This is a genomic window from Campylobacter sp. JMF_08 NE1 (assembly GCF_027737875.1).
GTDB lineage: Bacteria > Campylobacterota > Campylobacteria > Campylobacterales > Campylobacteraceae > Campylobacter_B.
In genome coordinates, this window is the sequence record NZ_JAOVUC010000001.1 from 1 (window position 1) to 19331 (window position 19331).

At 40.5% G+C, this 19331-nt stretch carries 22 protein-coding genes; 14 read left to right on the plus strand and 8 right to left on the minus strand.

Annotation, left to right across the window (positions count from 1 at the left end):
* Positions 1-331 precede the first annotated feature (331 nt).
* The 8 genes from rpsB to OFN91_RS00040 are packed head-to-tail and all read left to right on the plus strand — an operon-like array spanning position 332 to position 7796.
* Positions 332-1126 carry a 30S ribosomal protein S2 gene (gene rpsB / locus OFN91_RS00005; protein ID WP_270860623.1) on the plus strand — a complete coding sequence of 265 codons (795 nt, stop codon included), beginning with the start codon at positions 332-334 and terminating at the stop codon, positions 1124-1126.
* Entirely contained in the window at positions 1126-2184 is a 1059-nt protein-coding gene (gene tsf / locus OFN91_RS00010) for a translation elongation factor Ts (protein WP_270861912.1), read from the plus strand. The genes rpsB and tsf overlap by 1 nt, the downstream gene beginning before the upstream one ends.
* 2 nt (positions 2185-2186) lie before the next feature.
* Positions 2187-2828, plus strand: coding sequence for an ABC transporter ATP-binding protein (locus OFN91_RS00015; RefSeq protein ID WP_270872820.1), 642 nt, complete (start codon positions 2187-2189; stop codon positions 2826-2828).
* A 58-nt stretch (positions 2829-2886) separates the two neighbouring features.
* Entirely contained in the window at positions 2887-4770 is a 1884-nt protein-coding gene (locus tag OFN91_RS00020; protein ID WP_270872821.1) for a hypothetical protein, read from the plus strand.
* Positions 4771-5385, plus strand: a complete 615-nt coding sequence (gmk, locus tag OFN91_RS00025; protein WP_270872822.1) for a guanylate kinase — start codon at positions 4771-4773, stop codon at positions 5383-5385.
* A 9-nt stretch (positions 5386-5394) separates the two neighbouring features.
* Complete coding sequence (locus OFN91_RS00030; RefSeq protein WP_270859118.1) at positions 5395-5598, plus strand: twin-arginine translocase TatA/TatE family subunit; 204 nt, start codon at positions 5395-5397, stop codon at positions 5596-5598.
* Positions 5599-5601: 3 nt separating this feature from the next.
* On the plus strand, positions 5602-7197 hold the full coding sequence (gene argS / locus OFN91_RS00035) for an arginine--tRNA ligase (protein ID WP_270871992.1): 1596 nt from the start codon (positions 5602-5604) through the stop codon (positions 7195-7197).
* A 35-nt stretch (positions 7198-7232) separates the two neighbouring features.
* A complete protein-coding gene (locus OFN91_RS00040; protein WP_270872823.1) occupies positions 7233-7796 on the plus strand; it encodes a hypothetical protein in 564 nt (187 codons plus the stop codon).
* 9 nt (positions 7797-7805) lie between these two features.
* Here OFN91_RS00040 and OFN91_RS00045 read toward each other — a convergent pair whose 3' ends face one another.
* On the minus strand, positions 7806-8696 hold the full coding sequence (locus tag OFN91_RS00045; RefSeq protein WP_270859115.1) for a DMT family transporter: 891 nt from the start codon (positions 8694-8696) through the stop codon (positions 7806-7808).
* 193 nt (positions 8697-8889) lie between these two features.
* On the minus strand, positions 8890-10077 hold the full coding sequence (locus OFN91_RS00050) for an ammonia-forming cytochrome c nitrite reductase subunit c552 (RefSeq protein ID WP_270872824.1): 1188 nt from the start codon (positions 10075-10077) through the stop codon (positions 8890-8892).
* Positions 10078-10222: 145 nt separating this feature from the next.
* Between OFN91_RS00050 and OFN91_RS00055 the strand changes: the two genes are divergently transcribed.
* The 6 genes from OFN91_RS00055 to OFN91_RS00080 all read left to right on the plus strand — a co-directional run bounded on the left by OFN91_RS00055 (position 10223) and on the right by OFN91_RS00080 (position 13659).
* Positions 10223-10606, plus strand: a complete 384-nt coding sequence (locus OFN91_RS00055) for a CidA/LrgA family protein (protein ID WP_270859089.1) — start codon at positions 10223-10225, stop codon at positions 10604-10606.
* Entirely contained in the window at positions 10603-11295 is a 693-nt protein-coding gene (locus tag OFN91_RS00060) for an LrgB family protein (RefSeq protein WP_270871270.1), read from the plus strand. The genes OFN91_RS00055 and OFN91_RS00060 overlap by 4 nt, the downstream gene beginning before the upstream one ends.
* Positions 11296-11304: 9 nt before the next feature.
* Positions 11305-11880, plus strand: a complete 576-nt coding sequence (locus OFN91_RS00065; RefSeq protein WP_270859087.1) for a cytidylate kinase-like family protein — start codon at positions 11305-11307, stop codon at positions 11878-11880.
* A gap of 217 nt (positions 11881-12097) precedes the next feature.
* Complete coding sequence (gene exbB, locus OFN91_RS00070; RefSeq protein ID WP_270859086.1) at positions 12098-12511, plus strand: TonB-system energizer ExbB; 414 nt, start codon at positions 12098-12100, stop codon at positions 12509-12511.
* Between the two features lies 1 nt (position 12512).
* Positions 12513-12896, plus strand: coding sequence for a TonB system transport protein ExbD (gene exbD / locus OFN91_RS00075; protein WP_270866139.1), 384 nt, complete (start codon positions 12513-12515; stop codon positions 12894-12896).
* Complete coding sequence (locus OFN91_RS00080; protein ID WP_270872825.1) at positions 12889-13659, plus strand: energy transducer TonB; 771 nt, start codon at positions 12889-12891, stop codon at positions 13657-13659. The genes exbD and OFN91_RS00080 overlap by 8 nt, the downstream gene beginning before the upstream one ends.
* Positions 13660-13998: 339 nt before the next feature.
* On the opposite strand, the gene OFN91_RS00085 is transcribed toward OFN91_RS00080, so the two are convergent.
* The 6 genes from OFN91_RS00085 to uppS form a co-directional block, all read right to left on the minus strand.
* Positions 13999-14817 (minus strand): hypothetical protein, encoded by an 819-nt coding sequence (locus tag OFN91_RS00085; protein WP_270872826.1) that lies wholly within the window; start codon positions 14815-14817, stop codon positions 13999-14001.
* Between the two features lie 91 nt (positions 14818-14908).
* A complete protein-coding gene (truA, locus tag OFN91_RS00090; RefSeq protein WP_270872827.1) occupies positions 14909-15610 on the minus strand; it encodes a tRNA pseudouridine(38-40) synthase TruA in 702 nt (233 codons plus the stop codon).
* 1 nt (position 15611) lies between these two features.
* Positions 15612-16643, minus strand: a complete 1032-nt coding sequence (locus OFN91_RS00095) for an LptF/LptG family permease (RefSeq protein WP_270861875.1) — start codon at positions 16641-16643, stop codon at positions 15612-15614.
* Positions 16636-17388: a prepilin peptidase gene (locus OFN91_RS00100; protein WP_270868323.1), complete on the minus strand. Its 753-nt coding sequence runs from the start codon at positions 17386-17388 to the stop codon at positions 16636-16638. Before OFN91_RS00100 ends, OFN91_RS00095 begins: the two co-directional genes overlap by 8 nt.
* A 109-nt stretch (positions 17389-17497) precedes the next feature.
* A complete protein-coding gene (locus tag OFN91_RS00105; RefSeq protein ID WP_270872828.1) occupies positions 17498-18652 on the minus strand; it encodes an acyltransferase in 1155 nt (384 codons plus the stop codon).
* Complete coding sequence (uppS, locus tag OFN91_RS00110) at positions 18652-19329, minus strand: polyprenyl diphosphate synthase (protein WP_270872829.1); 678 nt, start codon at positions 19327-19329, stop codon at positions 18652-18654. Before uppS ends, OFN91_RS00105 begins: the two co-directional genes overlap by 1 nt.
* Positions 19330-19331 lie beyond the last annotated feature (2 nt).

Below are 19331 nucleotides of genomic sequence, written 5' to 3' on the forward strand. Positions count from 1 at the left end.
CTCCCCCTTACCAACCCCCACCCCTGTAAAACCTTAGAAGTGGCTAAATTTTAAAAAGCGTTGCTTTTTAAAATTTAGCTGATTTTATTTTTACTGAAACGGCTTACGCCGTTTCTAACAATGACAAATAATCAAAAATTCAAACATAAATTTAGCTTAATTTTATAAATTTTTCAGTATAATCCAAGTTTCATTTCACACGCATTTATCCTTATTTAGTTGCAAATTTGGCAAGTTGTGAAAGCAAATTTCACGCCCAAAAAGCCCTAAATTTGCTAAAAAATGCGGAGGAAGAAACTAAATTCGGGCTAGTCCCATAAGGAGAAAACTCATGGTTACAATGAGAGATTTATTAGAATGTGGCGTTCATTTTGGTCACCAAACACGCCGCTGGAACCCAAAAATGAAAAAATTCATTTTCGGCGAGAGAAAAGGTATCTATATCATAGATTTGCAAAAAACTATCCGCTACTTCCGCTACACTTACAATGTCGTTCGCGACGCAGCAGCTGAGGGCAAAACTGTCCTATTTGTCGGCACTAAAAAACAAGCAGGTGCGACTTTGCGTGAATACGCTGAAAAATGCGGAATGCCATTTGTAAATCATCGCTGGTTAGGCGGTATGCTAACAAATTTCAGCACTATCAAACAATCAATCCGCAAACTAGAAGTCATCGAAGCTATGGAAGAAGACGGCTCAATCAACCTTCTAACAAAAAAAGAAGCCCTAATGCTACGCCGCAAAAAAGAGAAATTAGAGCAATATCTAGGCGGAATTCGCAATATGAAAAGCTTGCCTGATATGATTTTTGTTATCGATGTAGTTAAAGAAAAAATCGCCGTAGCAGAAGCAAACAGACTAAAAATCCCTGTTGTAGCTCCACTAGATACAAACTGCGACCCAGATGTTGTAGATTTCCCAATTCCGGGCAATGATGACGCTATCCGCTCGGTTCAACTTTTCTGCCAAGAAATGGCTGAGGCTATCAACGAAGGAAAAGCTCTAAGAGATCAAGACGGCGAAGTAAGCGAAGAAAAAGCAGAAGTAAGCCAAGAAGAAAAAGATGAAATCGTAGAAGAAGCGATGAGCGAAGAAGATTTCGAAACAGCAGAGGACGCAGAATAATGGAAATTTCAGCACAAATGGTAAAAGAACTGCGCGAAAGCACTGGCGCAGGTATGATGGACTGCAAAAAAGCATTAGTTGAAACAAACGGCGATATGGAAAAAGCCGTAGATCTACTACGCGAAAAAGGTCTTGGCAAGGCTGCGAAAAAAGCAGATCGCCTAGCTAGCGAAGGTCTAGTATGTGTCGAAGTAAATGGCAACGCTGCAACAATCAGCGAGGTAAATTCAGAAACTGACTTCGTCGCAAGAAACCAAAATTTCATTGATTTGGTTAAAAATATCACTATTCATGTCCAAAAAAACAGCATTGAAACAGTAGAAGCGCTAAATGAGAGCGTAATCGACGGCGTGAAATTCGAAGATCACCTAAAAACTCAAATCGCAACAATCGGCGAAAATTTGGTTGTTCGCAGATTTGAAACCGTCAAAGCTGGCGCAAATGGTGTAGTCCAAGGATACTTGCACTCAAATAGCCGCGTGGGCGTCATCATCGCAGCAGCTTGCGATAGCGAAAAAACTGCCGAAGGCGCAAAAGATCTAATCCGCAACCTTTGCATGCACGCAGCAGCTATGAAACCAAGCGTGATTAGCTACAAAGATTTGGATAAAGAATTTATCGAAAAAGAATTCGCAGCACTTGTGGGCGAGTTAGAAAAAGACAATGAAGAGAGAGTAAGACTGGGCAAACCTTTGCACAAAATCCCAGTATATGGCTCACGCGCTCAAATCACTGATGAGGTTTTGGCGACTGAGACTGAGAATTTAAAAGCAGAACTTAAAAAACAAAACAAACCTGAGCAAATTTGGGACAAAATTATCCCAGGTCAAATCGATAGATTTATCGCTGATAACACTCAAATCGATCAAAGACTTACGCTTATGGGACAATTTTTCGTAATGGACGATAAAAAAACTATCGAGCAAGTAGTGGCTGAGACAGCTGAGAAACTCGGTGGCAAAATCGAAATCGTAAAATATGTCCGCTTCGAAGTCGGCGAGGGCTTAGAGAAAAAAGTCGATGATTTCGCAGCAGAAGTTGCAGCTCAAATCGGCTAAAAATGACACTTTTAAAGGGCGTTAATCTTACTCATGCGTATGATTATACGCTCTTTAACGATATAAATATCACAATAAATTCAAATTCTACTAGCGCCATTTTGGGCGTGAGTGGTTGCGGTAAATCCACACTTTTGCACATTTTATGCACACTTTTAAAGCCAAATTCGGGCGAAGTTTTTTACAATGACACAAATTTATACTCGCTAAGCGCGGACGAACGACTTAAAATTCGCAGGCATGATTTTGGCATAATTTTTCAATCACACTACCTTTTTAAGGGCTTTTCTGTCAAAGAAAATATCGAACTTGCAGCCAAGCTTACAAATAACAAAATTGATTATGAAATTTTAGAAAAACTAAAAATTACTCAGACTTTGTCCCAAAATATCGGCGAGCTTAGTGGTGGTCAGCAACAACGCGTCAGTATTGCTAGGGTGCTAAACAAACGCCCACGCATTATTTTTGCCGATGAACCAACTGGGAATTTGGACAAAAGCACCGCTAATGAGGTCATGGAGGTGATATTTGATTATATCGCCAAAAATGACGGCGCACTCGTGCTTGTTACTCACGATGAAAGCTTAGCTGGCAAATGTTCGTCAATTTATCGCCTAAATAATCAAAATTTAGCTAAAATATAAGCAATCACTAACCAAAATTATCCTAAAATAGGGAAATTTTTTTTCAAAAAGGCTAAAAATGAAAATTTTACTTGATAGCACAAATGAACAAGTTGCAAAAGTAGTTAATATTTGTTGCGAACGCACACACTCTGATTTAGCGAATTACAGCATTGATGAACAAGATTATGATTTGGTGATAAAAGATTATAGCGAAGAGGATAGCATTTCTCATTTTGATGTCGATAAAACCCTGTTTTTGATCTCCAAAGACGATATTATCGTAGGCGCGACACACACGCTGACTAAGCCATTTGCGCCTGCTGAATTGATTAAATTTATTAGCGGATTTTCATCTGCAAAACCAAATCCTGAGATAAAATCAAAAATGGCACAAGAATTCGCCGATGTAAGCTCGATGATGAAAGAGATCGAGTCAATCGATGAAAAGGGCGATAAGGGCGCTGATATGGGAATCGGTCTAGCGCCAATCAATGATAGCGCGGACGAGGAAACAAAAGCTGAAAACCCTGCGCCAAAACCAAAACCAGCTCCAAATATCGATGCTGGCGATACAATCTCTCTTGCTACTAGCGCAGAAGCTAGCGATGAGACGCAAAACGAAGTAAAATCTGAACCTGCAAAAAATGAGCCTTTTAATATCGAAATTCCTGATAATTTAGATGATTTGGTTTTAGAACTTGCTCCTAGCGAGCCAGAAGCTAAACCAAGCGATGAGAGTGTTAGCGAGCCTGCAAACGAGGCCGAAACTACCGCAGAAGTTAGCGTAGAGCCAGCTAGCGAGGTAGCTTCTGAAAGCAGTGAAGCTAGCCAAAATGAGGCTAGCACGCAAAATTTCGAAAGCCTTTTAGATGATTTTTACAACTCTGACGATGATGTTCCGCTATCTGCATTAGCTGAAAATATCGATGATGATACGCCGCTTTCCGCTATGCTAGATAATGTAAATGACGATGTTCCGCTATCTGCATTGGCAGAAAATATCGATGATGATACGCCGTTAAGTGAAATTTCGCTTGATGATCTTGACGATGATAAACCTTTAAGCGCATTAGCAGATGAAATTTCGCTAGATGATATCGATGATGACATGCCACTAAGTGCTGTTATGGATCAAATTTCAGACGATATGCCGCTTAGTGAGATTGCGCAAAATAACGAGCCAGAAGAGGCACAAGAAGAGCAAAAAGAAGAAGCAAAAGTAGAAGCGCAAGAAGAAGCCAAAGAAGAGCCAAAAGAGCAGAGCGAAGATTCATCTGATAGTGATTTTGGGTCGATGTTTTCTTCGATGTTTGATAATTCTAGTGATGATGAGCCAGAGGATAAAGCAGAGGGCGAAAAAGAGAGCGAAGCCCTAATCGCGCTAGCTAGCGACAAAGAAATTCCTTTGGCGAATGTTTCGTTAGAGCCAGCATTTGAGAGTGTAGAGCATGGCGAGGACGAGACAAAGGCTGAGCCAGAAGCCCAAATTTCACAAGATGAGACCCCAGATGAGGACGATGAGGAAACTGGCGATGATGATTTGCTATTTGATAATATTTTAGCCCTTGAAAAAGATAAAAAAGTCGCTTCCGAGCCTGTTAAAGCGGCAGCGCAAGATGAGAAAAAAGATGAAAAACCAAATTTTGATGATTTGGATTTACCGCAAGTCGCAAGTGGCGTAGAGCTACCTGATATCAAACCAGCTGTCGATGTCAGTGTCGAGCCGACCGCTCAAAGCGAGGTTCCTGCGCATGTCGCACCAAAAACTCGCGATGAAGTTAATCGAATTTTAGAGCAAGAGCGCAGATTTTTGAGCGTTGATGAGCTAAAAGAGCAGTTGCGCTACGATTTAGAGGCAAATATCGCTAGTGTGTTGGAGCAATTCTCTGGCGAGGAAAACATACAAGAAGCACTTAAAGACCTTAGAATCAATATCAATATCTCATTTGAGGATAAATAATTGCTAGGTAAAATTTTACTAGTTTCAGGTCCAAGCGGCAGCGGTAAGAGCACTCTTATAAAGAGGCTTATCGCTGAGTTTGGCACAGATGAGATATATTTTTCTATCAGTTCTACCACAAGAGATATGCGAGATGGCGAAAAAGACGGCGTGAATTACCATTTCATCAGCAAAGACGAATTCAAAGCTGGCATAGAAAATGACGAATTTTTAGAGTGGGCGCTCGTGCATGGCAATTACTATGGCACATCGTTAAAAGCCGTGCGAAAGGCGCTAAATTTGGGTAAAATTGTGATTTTTGATATCGATGTGCAAGGTTTCGAAATCGTTCGCCAAAAAGTAAGCAAAAACGAGCTTACCACGGTTTTCGTAACCACTCCGAGCCCAGCAGAGCTAGAAAAGCGTCTGCTAGCACGGGCAGATACAGCCTCTGGCGATATCGCTACTCGTTTGCAAAACGCAAAAGACGAGATTAAATATCTCGCACAATATGATTATTTCGTAATCAACGACGAGCTAGAAAGCGCGTATTTAAATTTTAAATCAATCTACAAAACAATCAGATTAGAAACCGCTAGATGCGATATTTCAGCGGTTATGAAATCTTGGAAATAAGGAGAGACAATGGGCGTTAGCGTTCAACAATTGCTAATTATTTTGGCTATTATAGTGTTGCTTTTCGGAGCGAAAAAAATTCCTGAGCTTGCAAAAGGCGTAGGCAAGGGTATCAAGTCGTTTAAAAAAGAGATGGAAGACGATCCTAAACTCGAAGAGAGTGTGAAAAAAGAGAGCGAAACTACCAAAGCTGACGAATCTCAAAAGGCTTAGTTTTTGAAAAATTTAGCTATAAACGAAATCTCTCGCGTCCTAGGGCGCGAGGTAATCATCGAAAAACCAAAAGACAAAACCCTCGCTCACTATGCTTCACCTGTGGCGTTTTCGCTTGCAAAAGAGCTTAGAAAAGCCCCTAAAATCATCGCCCAGGAGCTAGCGGCTAAATTTAGCGATAATGAAATTTTATCAGCAAGTGCGATAAATGGGTATTTGAATTTTCATATAAAACCTAGTGTGCTTGGAAATTTAGCCCAAAATGCGCTAAATTTGGGCGAAAATTTTGCGAAAAATAGCGCAGAGCATAAAGGCGAAAAAATCCTGCTTGAATACATCAGCGCGAATCCAACCGGCCCTCTTCACATAGGCCATGTCAGGGGCGCAGTATATGGCGATACCTTCGCTAAGGTAGGAAACTACCTAGGTAGCGAGGTTTGCACAGAGTATTACATAAACGACGCTGGCAATCAAATCGAATTGCTTGGTATTTCCATGATACTGCGCGCAAAGGAAATTTTCGGGCAGAGCGTCGAGTATCCCGAGAAATACTATCGCGGCGAGTATATCGATGAGCTGGTAAATTTAAGCGTAGAGAAATTTGGCAAAGAGATTTTTTACGATGATGGTAGAATTTTAGAGCTTGCAGAATTCGCCAAAGACGAGGTTTTGAAAATCATCAAAAAAGATTTGGCTGATTGCGGGATTACTATACAAAACTGGGCTAGCGAAAAGAGCCTTTATGGCGAGCTTGACGCGACGATTGCCAAGCTTGAAAAAAGTGGCGAAATGTATAAAGAAGGCGGTAAGGTTTGGATCAAATCCAGTGCTGTGGGCGATGAAAAAGACCGTGTCGTCATCCGCGAGGACGGCCGTCCGACATATCTAGCGGGCGATATTGTATATCACAATAACAAATTCGAGCGCGGATTTGAGCGATATGTCAATGTCTGGGGAGCAGATCATCACGGCTATATCGCGCGCTTAAAGGCGGCAATTCACTTTCTAGGATACGATGAAAATGCCCTAGAAATCGTGCTTATGCAAATGGTAAATTTGCTAAAAAACGGCGAAGCGTTTAAAATGAGCAAACGATCAGGCACCAGCGTGCTAATGAGCGATGTGTTGGGTGCGATTGGCAAGGATAATTTGCGCTTTATGTTTATTAGCAAAAAGGGCGAAACACCGCTAGAATTCGACATTGACGAGCTTGGCAAAGAAGATAGCTCGAATCCGATATTTTATATCAATTATGCTCATGCTAGAATTTATCAAATTTTTGGCAAAGCTGGCAAAAATATGAGCGATAGCGAGGTTTTGGGCGCAGATTTTAGCACGCTTGATGAAGCTGGGCTAAATTTGGCTTTTGAGGCGATGACGCTAAATGAGGTTTTAAACGAAGCCTTTGCTAGCAGGGGACTGCAAAAAATCCCTGATTTCCTTAAAATTTTAGCCGCAGATTTTCATAAATACTACAACGAAAACCGCGTGGTTGGCAGCGAAAACGAAAATGCCAAACTCAAACTTTTTGCCCTTGTCGCGCTTAGTATTCGCACGGCGTTTGGCTTAATGGGGCTAAGTGCGAAAGAGCGCATGTAAATTTTGCCGAATTTTCGGCAAAATTTCATTTCAAAATGAAAAATCCTATCAAAACTCTATTTTATAAAATCAAAAAACCGCTCCCGCCGGGTGCGCGCAAAATCAGCGGAATCATCAGCGATGTGCGTGCCTGCGAGGTGAGGGAGAATTTTTTTGTCGTGATTTTTCATGTAGGAGGGCTTAGGTTTAGCTCGATTTTCGCCAAATGGTGGGCGAAAAACGGCGATTTGATCGATGTGATTTACACCAGAGGCTGGCAGGAGGGCACTTATTCTGCGCTTAGTGTCACTAGCTATTCGACCACGGCTTATTGGGGAAATTGGAACTTGATAAAGCGATTTTGTGGCGTGGTATTTTCGCTACTTTTCGTCGCATTTATGAGCGCAGTCATCGTATCTGGCGTGGAAGAAATCGCGCGGATAGAGTATTTTTACGACAAGTTAGTTTATTTTCTTTTCTTTTGCATTGTCGCAATCGTCTATGGTATGGGCGTGGTAAATGCCTATGTCAAATTTAAAGTATTTTTTAGTTTTATCTACTACAAACGCAAATCTGATAAATTTTTAAAAGCCCTAAATTTAAGATTTCCGTTAAAATAAATTTTAAATTTAGCCCAAATTTTGATTTTTCGCCTTAAAATAGCTTCCAATCTCGCTGATTAGCACGCCTGCGATTATCAAAACAGCGCCTAAAATTTGCCAGCGATTTAGGATTTCTCCACCTACGAAAACCCCCATAATACCCGCAGTTACTGGTTCTAGCGTGAAAAACAGAGCGACTTTGATCGGCGTGGTGTAGCGTTGCATCAAAGCCTGCGCAAAAAACCCAAAAACCGTCCCTACAAGGCAGATAAAAATCATTGCGATGAAAAATTTCGTATCCAGCACAGGCGCGACACTCACGCCACTGACAAAGTAGCTAGCCAATGCGCAAAATAGGCTAAGCGAGGCGATTTGGACATAGACCATGCCAAAAATTTCGCATTTGCGCACGAAATTCGCCGTAAGCACGATATGAAACGAATACGCGCTCGCGCAAACGAGTGCCAAAATTTCGCCCGCTCCAAAGCCAAGCTCGGTTTGGCAGATGAGATAAAGCCCCGCCACAGCGAAAGCAACGCCGATATAGGCGTATGAGTAGATTTTGTATCCAAACAAAATACTGGCGATAAATGGCACGAGCACGACATTTAGCCCCACGATAAAGGCCACCGACGAGCTAGCGGCAAATTTCATTGCAAAGGCTTGGCTTACAAACCCTGCGAACAAAAACAGGCTCAAAACCACGCCATAGCGGATTTGTGTGCGCGAGATAGATTTGATTTTGCGCCAAAATAGAGCCGCGATAATCACGCTAGCGATAAAAAATCGCCAAAAAAGCAAGACAAAAACATCGTTGCTCTCAATCGCCCATGCTGTGGGCAAATACCCCAACCCAAAGGCAATCGCCACAAAAATCATACCGATATCTGCTCTAAATTCCATGCTTAAATTTTTCATAAAGACCCTTTTTGTATTTGGCAAAAATTTAGCAAATTTGGCTTAAATTTGGAATTTTAAAATGTAATTAAATTTACAAAATAATCAAGAATTAATTATAAATTTTCCGCTTCGCAAGCCCGCAACCCTGCGCCAGAATTTAAAATTTAAAAATGGGGTCAAATTTGACCCCATTGCACTTTTTAAAGCAGAGTTAGAAAGTTATTTCTATGATTTCATAAGGCTTAGTGAAGCTTTCGTCCTTGACTTTGAGCAGGTTTTGAAGCTGTGGCGCTAGGACATAATAGACGATTTTTACATCGACAGTGTAGGTGTTTTGTGGCATAGTTACGCTAAATTCTCTGCTCTCCCCAGCGTTTAATCTCGTATCTTCCTTCAAAGTTTTTGCGGCATACGATAGGGTTTCATCGCCTCTACTGTCTGTATAGATCGCACGAAGCGCGCCTAAATTTTGTGTTGATAAAATTTTGCCAAGCCTGTCTTTGAATCTGACATGCACTTCAACCGAACGCCCGCTAAATCCTGTCGGAACCTTGTGAGTGGTTAAATTTTTTAAATTTATCACCGCTTTGTCGCCGCCTAAGCGATTAAATCTAAGCTCAATCGCCTCTTTTAGGATATCTGAATTGCGTGCGCCGTTGAAAAAGTGAGATCTGATATCTCTGATAACCGCGCCCTCCCTAGGTGCGCCAGGGGCGATGATTTTTTTGGTCGATTTGCCCATGTGGCAATCCACGCAAAGTTTGGCATTTTGCACGCCTGCGCCCTCAGCCTGTGTGTTATAAATAGAAAGCTTAGATTTGCCACCTTGTCCTTGGTGGCAAGAGTTGCAAAGCTCGTCGTTGTTTTGGAAAAAATCTCGTTTTTGGCTTTGGTGATACAGTGCGTCAGCCTCGCTCACATCGTATGGTCCAGTCACATAATCCTCGCTCCACGAGAAGCTTTTGTATCCAGAGATACTCGGATCGCTTTGGTCTGGTTTGATTTTATCGACATTGTGGCAAATGTAGCACGAAATGCCGTTTTTGACATCTTCGCTTTTGGTAAATTCTTTGACCTTGTCTTTCTCGCCAAGATCAAGCGACAGCGCCACGCTCATCGATACATCGAGCTCTTTGATTTTCATTTTTGCGTTGTGGCATTGACCGCATGATAGCGTTAGACTCTCTTCTAAATTTCCAGTTTCTTTGGCGATTAATGAAATTGATTTTTTGTAAAGTTCGTTAGAATCCTCGTGTGATAGCGCGTGTAGAGATTTGGCCCATGCTTCATGCACATCGCTGTGGCAGGTGGCACAGACATTTGGATCAGCGAAATCAGCCTCAGCGGCAAATAAAAATGAGAAACCTAGCCCCAAAAGCCCTAAAAATTTAAACCTCATAATCTCCCTCCAAATCGAAATTTAGGCTATTCTAGCAAAAGAATTCTTAAAATATTCTATTAGTTAAATTACACTTTTTATACAAATTTAATATTTTATTTACTCGAATTGCGCTAAATTTCGACGAATTTTTGGAGGTTGAAATTTGAAATTTTTAGAGCAATTTAGCATTATTTTAGGAATTTCTCTGTGCGCTGAAATTTTATCCAAACTTATCCCGCTTAGCATACCGGCTAGTATTTATGGGCTGATACTTATGCTTTTGGCTTTGATTTTTAGGGTGGTTAAAATCTCGCAAATCAGGGAGAGTGCGTCGTTTTTCATGCAGATAATGCCTGTGATTTTTATCCCAGCAGGGGCTGCTATCATCGTAGCTGGCGATGTTTTGATGGCGAATTTTTGGGCGATAATCGTGATTGTGGCGATTTCTACGATTTTGGTAATGGGTGCTAGCGGATTTGTAACGCAGATTTATTACGAAAAAACGCTAGAAAAAGAGCGCAAAAAGCTCTACGAGGACGAAAAATGAGAGAGATACTTATAAATTCGGCGTTTTTTGGCGTTTTTTTGTGTTTGATTTCGTTTCAGGCTGGAATTTATCTGAAAAAACGCTTCAAACTAGCGATTTTCAACCCGCTTTTGGTAGGGACGATTTTGACGGTCTTAACCCTCGTGCTAGTGGATATCCCATACGATAAATTTAACGCCAGCGCCGCGCATGTGAGCTTTTTTCTCACGCCGATTACGGTGTGTTTGGCGGTGCCATTATATGAGCAACTCTCGCTCTTGCGCAAAAATTTTGTCGCGATTTTTGCGGGGCTGTTTTCGGGCGTGCTGGCTGGGACTTGCAGTATTTATGCGCTAGCTTTGATTTTTGGCATAGACCATGCGCTCTATGTAACACTGCTACCCAAATCCGTAACCGCGCCCATTGGCATGGGTATTAGCGAGAGTTTGGGCGGAATCGTAAATTTGACCATGGCGTGCATAATCGCAACGGGGATTTTAGGAAATATATTTGGAGAGGCGATTTTAAGGCTATTTCGTATAAAAAAATCCGTAGCAAAGGGGATTGCGCTTGGGTGCGCAAGCCATGCTATGGGGACAGCAAAAGCCCTTGAAATCGGAGATATCGAGGGCGCAATGGCGTCTTTGGCGATGGCTGTAACCGGGCTTTTTACCGTGGTTGGGGCCAGTATTTTTGCAAACTTCATTTAAGGAAATTTTATGGTAATCACAATCGCTAGACAAACAGGGGCAGGTGGGCGCGAACTAGCCCAAAAATTGGCAGCTAGGCTGGGATACACTTACCTCGAAAAGGCCGATTTGCTCAAACGAGCCGATTCTTTGGGGTGCTTTGAGATGATGTATGAATTCTACAACGAAATGCCCATAAATATGCTCTTGCACGCCATTTCGCACAACGAAATCGCAAACGAAGAGAAGCGCGAACGCATAGCCAAAATTTATCGCCAAATCGCACATGACGGAAATATCATAATTTTGGGGCGTTGTGCTGGGTATTTTTTGCGCAGTAGAGGGGATTTGCTGCGTGTGTTTTTGCGCGCGGAGGACGAGTTTAAACTCGCTCGCCTTGCTAGCGAAACTAAGGGCGATGTCAGGGAGTTTATGGAAAACTCAGACTCTGGCAGAGCGAGCTTTCATAGGTATTACACGAACGAAATTTGGGGCGCGTCGCAAAACTATGATATCTGTATAAACACATCGTTTTGCGGTGTCGATGGCGCGGCGCAAATCGTGGAAAATTTGATTAAATTTAAAGAAAATTTGAGCGATAAATGATTTTGTATTTCAAAACTTACAGCGCGTAGTATAAAATTTTATACAATCAATTTTGAGAGAATTTATTAAAAATTTTGCTTTCAAAATTGATTGATATTGATAAAAGTTATTGACTTATATTCTAAATTTTGTTAAAATACCCCGATTTTTGGCTATTTTCAAAATTTATATATTTTTGATAAGCAAAATTTACAAATTTTATCCACGGGGGAAATTTATGGATTTTCTAAAAGACTATATTGATTATATAATTATTTCTATTTTGGTTTTTATGAGCTTTTTGGTCGTTTGGTTTAGCATAGAGCGGGTGCTGTTTTACAGAAGAGTATCGCCAAAAGACTACAAAAGCAAGGCGCTGTATGAGGAGGCGCTGAGCAAAAATCTCACCGCACTTTATATCGTGTATTCTAACGCCCCGTATATCGGGCTTTTGGGCACTGTGGCTGGCATTATGATTACATTTTATGATATGGGTGCTAGTGCCAATATCGACGCAAAGGCTATCATGCAAGGCCTTTCTCTCGCGCTCAAAGCCACTGCGCTGGGGCTTTTGGTCGCTGTGCCTACGCTGATGATTTACAACTGCTTTTTGCGCAAAGTCGATGTCATGCTCAATCGCTACGAGGGCTAAAATGCGACTACCTAGGAAAGAGGGGCTAAATATCGTCCCATTTATCGATATTATGCTGGTTTTGCTAGCGATCACGCTTAGCGTTTCGACCTTTATCGCACAAGGGTTAATCAAGGTCGATTTGCCAAGCGCCAAAAGCGCGCAAAGCCCAAGCGAAGAGAAGAAAATCACCATTAAAATCGACGAGCACTCGCAAATTTTCATCGATGATATCGCCGTGGATAGCGAGGCTTTGAAGTCAAATTTAGAGCATTTGCAAAAGCATGATTTGATTGTTTTAGAAAATGACAAAAACTCCAAATTCGAGGCTTTCGTCATCGTAATGGACGCCCTAAAAGAGCTAAATCACGAAAATTTCGCAATTGTGACGAAAAAAGATGAATAGCGCAATCGGATTTTTTACTTCGCTGATTTTGCATATTGCCTTGCTTGGGCTTGCGTTTGCGAATTTTAGGGCGCCAAATTTGATGCAAGATGAGGCGTTAAGCGTGATTAGAATCGAAAATTTCGTCGCTTTGAGTGATACTGCGCCCGAAAATGTGGAAAATTTAGCCGAGCAAAATTCACAGCCTGAACCTGCCCCAGAGCCCGAACCAGAGCCCGAACCAGAACCAGAACCTGCCCCAGAGCCCGAACCCGAGCCTGCGCCTGAGCCTACCCCAGAGCCTGTTCCTACCCCTGCGCCTGAACCGCTCCCTAAACCTGAGCCAAAGCCAAAACCTAAACCAAAAAAAATCGCAAAAGAAAAGGTTGTAAAAAAGAATTTCGATAGCAACAAAACAGGCACAAATTTGCCAAATTTAGCCCAAGCTAATGCTAGCGCAGGCGCACCAAAAGCGGGCATGGCAAACATACAAGGCAACGCCAAGAGCGATAATATCGGTGGCGTGATACAAAAAATCATCGCAGCCTACGCGCAAAAAAACTACCCAAAAAGCGCGAAAATGCGTAAGCAAACCGGCATGGTAAAGGCGGAGTTTTCGTATTTGCCCGGTGGCGCGGTGCAGGGCGCAAAGATCACGGCTAGCTCTGGTGTGGAGGCGCTCGATGAGGCTGTTTTGAAGGCGATAGAGCGCACGAAATCGAAATTTCCGCCCACGACAAGCGCGCGAACTTTTGTCGTAAATGTGCGCTTTGTGCTGAAATAAATTTCAAAATTTTGCAAATTTAGCGACTTTAAATTTTAAATTTGTAGATTGCCGCGCTCGTTTCACTCGCTCGCAATGACAGATTAAGGAAAATTTGCCAGCCATTGTCATTGCGAGCTTTCGCAGAAAGCGAAGCAATCTACGAGATTAAATTTACGATTGATTTTTATGTTATTATGAGTAAAGCTTTGCAAAGCAAAGAAGCTTTATTTAAATGATTATTAAATTATTTTATCTTTTTTTTGTGGGCAAGGACGCCAACCTTACGATACTTCTCTACTACCTGTTGAACTCATAGTTCTCTCCTTTAAAAAAAAATTGGTTTTATTAAATTTGTTATCAAAAAATTGAATACCTTTTTGGTAAATTATCAATATTTATATTTTTTTGTAAAAAATATTTCTTTACTTCACTATATATTTCATCACTATATAGATAAATCATAAAATATCTAATTGATAACGGCGAACCGATTGCAGTTTTAGCTGGATTATCAATTTGAATAGATGAAAAAATTTCAAATCCTTTTAAACTCTTATTCAAAAATATATAAAAGAAAAATCTTATAAAAATATATGAAAAACAAAAAGATACAGCTAAACTAACAATTAATATAGGTTTGTAGAATAAAAATACAACCAACATAATCATAAAATACATAGTGACAATATTTTGTTTGCGATTGCTTACATCACAACAAGTAAAAAATGGTTTTGCCATTTTATTTTCTACAATTTCACATCGCCTTTTTAATTTCCCATAATCATAAAATTCAATATATCTATTTGTAAATTTAATTTTATGGTGTGAAAAATGCGTTTTTTGAAACATAAAAATAATACTTATCCAGCAAATCGGAAAAAGAATAAGCCAAATATCTAAATTACCGCTATTTGCTAGATATAATTTTTCAAATAAATTATAAAAAATCCCACTAATCATTAAAGACGGCACAAATAACGAAAATACAAAAAATTCTTCATAGTTTTGTATTATCAATGGATTTTCATCATAATCCCTAAAATTTGGGTCGGTTTGTTTTTTGTTTTCTAGCCATTGTTGATATTTAGCTTCTTTTTCTTTTGCTTGTTGAATTTTCATTTCGGCTTTTTTAGTCATTTGCTCTGCTTTTTCTCGCATTATTTTTTCATTATCCAAATTTAATCCTTTTATAAAATCTCGGTCAGTATCTGCGATACTGAATTTATCAAATTTTACAAATTCAACCCCGCTTAATCAAATGTAAAATTTAGTAAATCACATTTGCAAGATAAAGTCCATTTGGTGGGGCTGGTATGCGGGTGAGGGCGTGAGAGAGGTCTAGGGGGCGATTTGATTTGAGCGAGGCAAGGGCGTTTGCTAGCATTAATCGCACTTGCGCACGCAAAAAGCCGTTTGCGACGAAATTTACCACGCTGAGATTTTTGTGCGAATACGCGCGCGCTACGAAAATTTCACGAACTGGGCTTTTTATCTCGCTTCCAACCTTCATAAACTCGCTAAAATCGTGCTCGCCGATAAATTTCGCAAGAATCAAATTTAGCTTTTCGGTATCAAATTTGGGCATAAAAATTTGAAAATCGCTTAGAAATGGGTTAAATTCGCCGTGGTTGATGATGTAGCGATACGCCCTAGCTTTCGCGCTGTATCTTGGGTGAAATTCATCGCTTACCACGCGCAGGTCGCGCACGAAAATGTATGGCGCACAGTGGCGATTAATGAGCTCTTTAAGGCGCGGCAAGCTTTGGTAGAGTTCGCATTTAATCGTGCTTGTTTGGCGCAGGGCATGCACGCCCTTGTCGGTGCGAGAGCTAGTGGTGAGCGCGCCAAAAATCCCAACTCTGCCTAGCGCGATTTTGAGCGCGTCCTCGACGCTACGACCATGTGGCTGGGACTGCGAGCCACAAAATCGCGCGCCGTTGTATGCGTATGTAAGAAGTAAATTTTGCATTTTAATATCGCGGTTTGATTTTGAAGTTATAATAAATCCAAGATAGGATAAATGTCAGCAAAAATGTAACGCTAATGGCGATTTGTGGGCGTTTGGCTAGTATCATAATCAGCGCAAAATAGCTAAAAAGCACCCCGAAAATCCCGGCGTAAATAAAGCCCTTTTCGTAGCGGTAAGTTACGATTCCAAAGCTTAGCGCAAAAAGCACGCTTGCTAGCGGAAATAGCGAAACAAGCACATAAATGCTGAAATCTTTTTTGCGTTTGTCGTTTTTGCGCATTTCGCGCCAGTATCCTAGCACATCGCTCCCTGTGCGGATATTGCTCTTAGAAAGTGTGCGTATGATAAGCTCGTCAAACTCAGTAATATGCCACTCATCGCTATCGACGGTGTAGATTTTGCCATCATGCAAAAGTGCGGAGAAGCTTTGATTTTCGCTTACAAACTCGCCTTTTTTGGCGATGATTATGCGTTCATCTTCGCCTTTTTTGCCGTGGTTGTAAAATACTAAATTTTTGTAAATTTTGCCGTTTTCGCCCTCGTCTTCGCCCTCGATGAAAACCATCCACTCCGAAAATTTCTGCCCAAATTCGCTAGCTTTGATATTTAGCGTGGCGCTGACTTTTTTGTAGTCGATGAAATTGTCTTTGAGATTTTCGGCGATTGGCATCATCACAAGCGAAATAAAGAGCAAAAGAACCGAAAAAATCGCCGCAATCACGCCGAAAAACACAGCGATTTTGCGCGTAACATAGCCGATAGTAAAAAGCACGATTGTCTCGTTTTCTTTCGAAAGGCGGAAAAGCGCCATGCTAAGGGCGACAAAAAAGGCAATCGGCACGGTGAAAATGAGAATTCGCGGTAGCATGAAAAGATAGAGTTTGATTAGCTCTATCAAATTTATCTCGATAAAAGAGGTAATGCGCGCAATCTGCAAGAAAAACACAATCGACATAATGATAAAAAGCGTGCTAAATAGCGACGCAAACGAGCTTATGAAGTTGCTAAATAGGTATTTTTGAACTCTATCCATAAATCATTTCCAAAAGCTCTAAAATTTGAGCTTTGAATAAAATCGTAAGCAAAAGTCCAGCTGATAAAAACGGCACAAACGGCAGTTCGTAGCCTTTTTTGTTGGCGATTGCGTATGCTGGCAGGGTCAAAATCGCGCCGATATAAATCGCGATTCCGCCGAGCTTCCAGCCCAAAATCGCGCCGATGATTATGGCGATAAAAATATCGGCTGAGCCCATGGCTTCGCGCTTTAAGACCTTTGTGATGATGAGGCGAAGCGCGAAAAACGCTAGCCCATACCCAGCGGCTGGATACAGCAAGCTAATGTCAAAATCATAAAGCAAAGGATAGACTAGGCTAAGTGCGGTAGCTGTGAAAAGTAGGCTATCTGGCACGGCCTTAAACTCGAAATCGATTGCCGAAAGTGCTAGTAAAAGTATGAAAAGTAGCGCTAAAATGGCGGCTTTGATGATATCTGGCTCGCAGATATACGCGCTCGCGGCTAGCGCGCCAGCTAGAAACTCCACGATAGGATAGCGGATAGAGATTTTTTCCTTGCAAAATGCGCATTTTCCGCCCAAAAACAGCCACGAAAACAGCGGGACATTGTGGTAAAATTTAAGCGGAGTGCCACATTTAGGGCAGTGCGAAGCAGGGAAGTTGATACTCTCGCCACGCGGAAGCCTGTGGATTAAGACATTGCTAAATGAGCCGACACAGATGCCAAAAAGGGCGAAAATCGCCATATAAAGGTAGTATTCCATAAAAATCCATTATTAAGTTGATAAATTTTGCAAACGGCTATTTTACAATTTTTTGGCTAAATTTTGGGCAAATTCGGGAGTGAATTTGCAAATTTAGGCTTAAAATTTTTTAGACCACTTTTCGCAAAATAGGAATTTTTGAGAGTATAAACGCCAAAAGTGCAGAAATCACAAAAACTGCCAAGCTTAAAAGTGGAATCATTATTATTGGATTTAGCGTTGTGTTTGTGATTTGTAGTTTTATAATAAATATATCTCTAATTGCAGCGTGTATAAGATAAATTCCAAAACTTAGTGCAGAAAGTTTGGTTATAAGTTTTGCAAATTTGCCGTTGTTTTGGAAATTTGCAAATAAATTTTTAAAGAAAATAAAAACGCCAAAGCTTACAAACATAACATTTATTAATCTATAAGTAAAAATAAATTCCTTGCCTTTGGTAGTATGTGTCGCAAAATATGAATTAAAACCTATCGTAATAACAAGAGAAATAAATGCCAAAATGTAAAAAAGAGTTCTAGTTTTTTTGGAAATTTCAAAATTTGCAAAATAAAATCCGGCTAAAAAATATATCAAATAACCACTGAATTCAGGGACATTTGAACGAAAATATAGAGTTTTATTTAGAAAAAATTTCAAAAATACATTGATAAAATCATAACCGCAACAAAAAATCGCTAAAACAATGAGCAAAAGTTCAAAATCTTTTTTACTTAAATTTCGCACCAAAACTTGTAAAAATGGAGCCAAAAAATAAAGTCCGATTATCATATATAAAAACCAAAGGTGATATTTTGTGCTTTTAAATAAAAAATCTGTTAATCTAAATGGATTGGTGTCAAATTTGCCATTTAAAAACATATCAAAATAAAGATAAAAAATACTCCAAACGATAAGTGTAATGGATAGTCTAAAAATATTTTTCTTTAAAATTCTGCCTAAATTTTCGCTCACACTTTCACTATATCGCCTAAAATCAAGCAAAAATATACCGCTAACCATGACAAAAACAGGCACGCACCAACGAACTAATCCGTTGTAAAAATTTACTATTTGCCATTCGTAAGATTGCGATGGCATTTTGTATTGTCTAATAACAGCTACATGCAAAAATATAACCGCAAAAATCGCAATAACTCTTAAAAAATCAGGATAAAAAACCCTTTGCGGTGTGTGTATGTGTGTGTTAGAAACGCCGTTTGTTTGTGAAGTGCTAGAAATTTTCAAATCTTGCAAATTTTGTGCGTTTTTCTCATTTTGTGGCATTATAGCCCTCCAAATCTGCGGTTTTTATTTTTAAATTCGCTGATGATTTGAGATAATTCTGCGTTAGAAAACTCAGGCCACAAAGTATCGCTAAATGCTAGTTCGGCGTAACTTGCCTGCCAAAGCAAAAAATTTGAAATGCGTTTTTCGCCACCTGTGCGGATTAGCAAATCCACATCGCCACTGCGCGCGGTATCCAAATGCGCTGAAATTTCGCTCTCGCTAAATTCGCTCCCAGAGCGTGAAATTTCACGACACGCTCGCACGATTTCATCACGCGCGCCGTAATTTATCGCCAAATTTAGATTTAAATTCGCACAATTTTGCGTAAAATTTTGCAAATCATAAATTTTGCTTTTCAAATCATCGCTAAATTTCGCTATATCGCCGACGGCTTTGAAATTTATCCCATTTGCCAAAAAACTCTCTTTTTTATCAACCAAAAATTTCGCCAAAAGCTTCATCAAAAACTCAACTTCGCTTTTTGGGCGCTTCCAGTTTTCGGTGCTAAATGCGTAAAGAGTTAGATTTGGGATTTTTTCGTTTATGCAAAATTCGCAGACACTCTGCACGACCTGCGCGCCCACTTCGTGCCCGCCAGTGCGCAATAGGGCGCGTTTTTTAGCCCAGCGCCCATTGCCGTCCATAATGATTGCTAAATGGTTTAATTGATTCACGA

Excerpts from the sequence above, each read along its gene's own strand:
- exbB (WP_270859086.1), top strand. The coding sequence starts at position 12,098 with ATGGATTTTCTAAAAGACTATATTGATTATATAATTATTTCTATTTTG.
- OFN91_RS00030 (WP_270859118.1), top strand. The coding sequence starts at position 5,395 with ATGGGCGTTAGCGTTCAACAATTGCTAATTATTTTGGCTATTATAGTG.
- OFN91_RS00050 (WP_270872824.1), bottom strand. The coding sequence starts at position 10,077 with ATGAGGTTTAAATTTTTAGGGCTTTTGGGGCTAGGTTTCTCATTTTTA.
- OFN91_RS00095 (WP_270861875.1), bottom strand. The coding sequence starts at position 16,643 with ATGGATAGAGTTCAAAAATACCTATTTAGCAACTTCATAAGCTCGTTT.
- truA (WP_270872827.1), bottom strand. The coding sequence starts at position 15,610 with ATGCAAAATTTACTTCTTACATACGCATACAACGGCGCGCGATTTTGT.
- OFN91_RS00040 (WP_270872823.1), top strand. The coding sequence starts at position 7,233 with ATGAAAAATCCTATCAAAACTCTATTTTATAAAATCAAAAAACCGCTC.
- OFN91_RS00065 (WP_270859087.1), top strand. The coding sequence starts at position 11,305 with ATGGTAATCACAATCGCTAGACAAACAGGGGCAGGTGGGCGCGAACTA.
- OFN91_RS00100 (WP_270868323.1), bottom strand. The coding sequence starts at position 17,388 with ATGGAATACTACCTTTATATGGCGATTTTCGCCCTTTTTGGCATCTGT.
- rpsB (WP_270860623.1), top strand. The coding sequence starts at position 332 with ATGGTTACAATGAGAGATTTATTAGAATGTGGCGTTCATTTTGGTCAC.
- OFN91_RS00045 (WP_270859115.1), bottom strand. The coding sequence starts at position 8,696 with ATGAAAAATTTAAGCATGGAATTTAGAGCAGATATCGGTATGATTTTT.
- OFN91_RS00105 (WP_270872828.1), bottom strand. The coding sequence starts at position 18,652 with ATGCCACAAAATGAGAAAAACGCACAAAATTTGCAAGATTTGAAAATT.
- OFN91_RS00020 (WP_270872821.1), top strand. The coding sequence starts at position 2,887 with ATGAAAATTTTACTTGATAGCACAAATGAACAAGTTGCAAAAGTAGTT.
- OFN91_RS00080 (WP_270872825.1), top strand. The coding sequence starts at position 12,889 with ATGAATAGCGCAATCGGATTTTTTACTTCGCTGATTTTGCATATTGCC.
- OFN91_RS00060 (WP_270871270.1), top strand. The coding sequence starts at position 10,603 with ATGAGAGAGATACTTATAAATTCGGCGTTTTTTGGCGTTTTTTTGTGT.
- tsf (WP_270861912.1), top strand. The coding sequence starts at position 1,126 with ATGGAAATTTCAGCACAAATGGTAAAAGAACTGCGCGAAAGCACTGGC.
- exbD (WP_270866139.1), top strand. The coding sequence starts at position 12,513 with ATGCGACTACCTAGGAAAGAGGGGCTAAATATCGTCCCATTTATCGAT.
- OFN91_RS00015 (WP_270872820.1), top strand. The coding sequence starts at position 2,187 with ATGACACTTTTAAAGGGCGTTAATCTTACTCATGCGTATGATTATACG.